At 65.1% G+C, this 2,248-nt stretch carries 1 protein-coding gene and 2 pseudogenes; 2 read left to right on the plus strand and 1 reads right to left on the minus strand.

The window, feature by feature from the left end:
- Positions 1-348: pseudogene (locus tag AC5JJ6_RS10400) on the plus strand (integrase core domain-containing protein); the annotation flags it as partial.
- Between the two features lie 337 nt (positions 349-685).
- On the opposite strand, the pseudogene AC5JJ6_RS10405 reads toward AC5JJ6_RS10400, so the two are convergent.
- A pseudogene (locus AC5JJ6_RS10405) lies at positions 686-799 on the minus strand (IS6 family transposase); the annotation flags it as partial.
- Between the two features lie 150 nt (positions 800-949).
- On the opposite strand from AC5JJ6_RS10405, the gene AC5JJ6_RS10410 reads away from it, so the two are divergent.
- Positions 950-2,215 carry a toll/interleukin-1 receptor domain-containing protein gene (locus tag AC5JJ6_RS10410; RefSeq protein WP_496041968.1) on the plus strand — a complete coding sequence of 422 codons (1,266 nt, stop codon included), beginning with the start codon at positions 950-952 and terminating at the stop codon, positions 2,213-2,215.
- Positions 2,216-2,248: the final 33 nt, after the last annotated feature.

The raw sequence follows: 2,248 nt of genomic DNA on the forward strand, positions 1-2,248 counted from the left end.
TGAACCGGGTCAATCCAAAGCCGGTTCAACCTTCCCGATGTGCTACGGCACGGAGCTGACCTCCCACGCCGTGCTCGGGTGGCAGCAGGAGCGCGGCGTGGGCTGGCACACCATCGCGCCGGGGAGGCCGGTGCAGAACGCGTTCGTCGAGAGCCTGATCGGGCGCCTGCGCGACGAATGCCTGAACGGGCACGTGTTCCGCAGCCTGCCGCGCGCGCGCTCCATCCTCGAAGCGTGGCGGGCGACTACAACGCGGTGCGTCCGCACACGAGCCTCGGCGGGCTGACCCCCGACGAGTTCGCCACCCGGTCCAGGACGGACTACAACCAGAACGGACTCTGGTTATGAGCAAGGGCGAAGAGGGGGCAGGGTCAACCCCGGCGCGATCGCCGCGGCGTTGGAGCGCTTCGGCTGCCCTGTCCGGATTGTGCTCGAGACGGGGCGGATGGCGAACTGACTCCACCGCGGACTGGGCGCGCGACTTGCCTGCCGTATGTGTCGATGCGCGCCAGGCACATGCTGTGCTAAGCCAAATGCTGGACAAGACCGACGCGGCGATGCTGGCGGAGCTCGCGCGGGCCGGCTTCTACAGGGCCGTGCGGGTTAAGAGCGAGGCGGCCCAGGGCATTCGGGCGCTGCTCAAGGCACGTGACCTGGTCCTGCGCCAGCGCATGGACCTCGACAACGCCAGCAGGTCCTCGACGTCGCGGAAGCTGAGCGTGAACCGGAAATACAGCCAGACGGCGTGCTGGATCATGCCGGGTGGGAACCGGTGGCGGGCGCAGGAGATCGCCGACATCGGTCCAGCCTACGCGGGCGATGGAGTTGCAACGATCTTGCCGTGACACTGCCCCTCAAGCTTACGACGGGTGCTCTATCGAGATGGGGTGCGCTCCCGCTCAGAACTGAATACGGTGGAGATCTGCCAACACATAGGGACGTGCTCGATATGGCTGGCGCCGAGGCTGGGAGCGGGGGGGAGAGCGGTTACGCCGCTTTCGTGTCGTACCGGCGGGCCCGCGGTCGGCGCGTCGCCAAGTGGCTGAGCGAACGGCTGGAGCGTTACAGGCCGTCGGAGGCGTTGCTAGCCAAGCTGCCGTCGGAGGTGGGTCAGAGACTAACCAGACCGCGACGTATCTTCCTCGACGTTCGCTTCGAGCGCGGCAACAACGATTTCTGGGAGCGACACATCGTGCCCGCGCTCCAGGCCTCTCGCACTCTCGTCGTCCTCTCCACCCCGGACGCGTTCGAGCCGCGGGACGACGGGTCTGCGAACTGGGTCGCTCGGGAGATCGACGCATTCCTCGACTCACCCGAGCACGTCGGGCGCATCCTCGTCGCGCTCGGGCCCGGGGCGCCGGAGGACCGATTCCCGGGTCGCCTCAGTTCCCTCTCCGAGCGCTGGGACTGGGCCGACCTGCGCGGCTACCGGCGCCTGTACTGGCTTTGGCCAAGCCGGGCGCGGCGCGTCGAGGATGCGTTCACCAAGCTCCTGGCAGGCGTTTTCGACATACCCGGGGAATTTGCCCCGGAACTCCGCGGAGAGGAACAGCGGCGGCGCAATGCCCTGAGGCTCACTGCCGCGGCGTTGCTAGTCCTGCTCGCTGGAACGGCTGGGGTCGCGGGCCTGATGGTGGCTGAGGCTCGCAATCAGCGCGCTAACAAATTGAGGGCGCAGAGTACCGTCTTGGCCGCAGAGGCCAGAGAGGTGCTGCGCGCTGGTAATGCGGAAGAAGCGTACTTGATTGCTGCGCAGGCAGTCAGATGGTCAAGCGCTGCCGCATTTGCACGAAGGCCCGCGTCGGATGACGGTGACAGTATATTGTTGCTTGCCGCAAGATATATGTTGGCGCCCCGAGTGCCGGCCGGCGAGGCATTCTCCTTGAGTCCGAACGGTGAAATGGCTCTCACTTATAAGCGGGAGGCAGGAGACGGTAAAATTGAAGCATACCGAGTTGTAAATGGAGGCGCAACCAAGATTTGGAGGTTACGGACGGGACGCTTAGGCGGGCAGGGTCGAGGCGGAGCTTTCGTGGGTTTTTCGCCGGACGGACGTTTGTTGCTTGCGCAAGTCAGTAGCGCAGCGCCGGACGAGCCTCAGCGCGATATCGGAAACCTACCTAGCTACCCTATTGTCGTTGACCTTGAACGCGGGCGCTCGCTCGATCTGGATTGGCCTTTTCCTTGCGGAGTTCTAAGGCCTGTTAGAGCTTGATGACTTTGATCCAGTCTGCGGTGGCGGCGAGGC

Source organism: Skermanella sp., from assembly GCF_059503625.1.

Coding starts and splice junctions, on each gene's coding strand:
- AC5JJ6_RS10410 (WP_496041968.1), top strand. CDS start 950: ATGGCTGGCGCCGAGGCTGGGAGCGGGGGGGAGAGCGGTTACGCCGCT.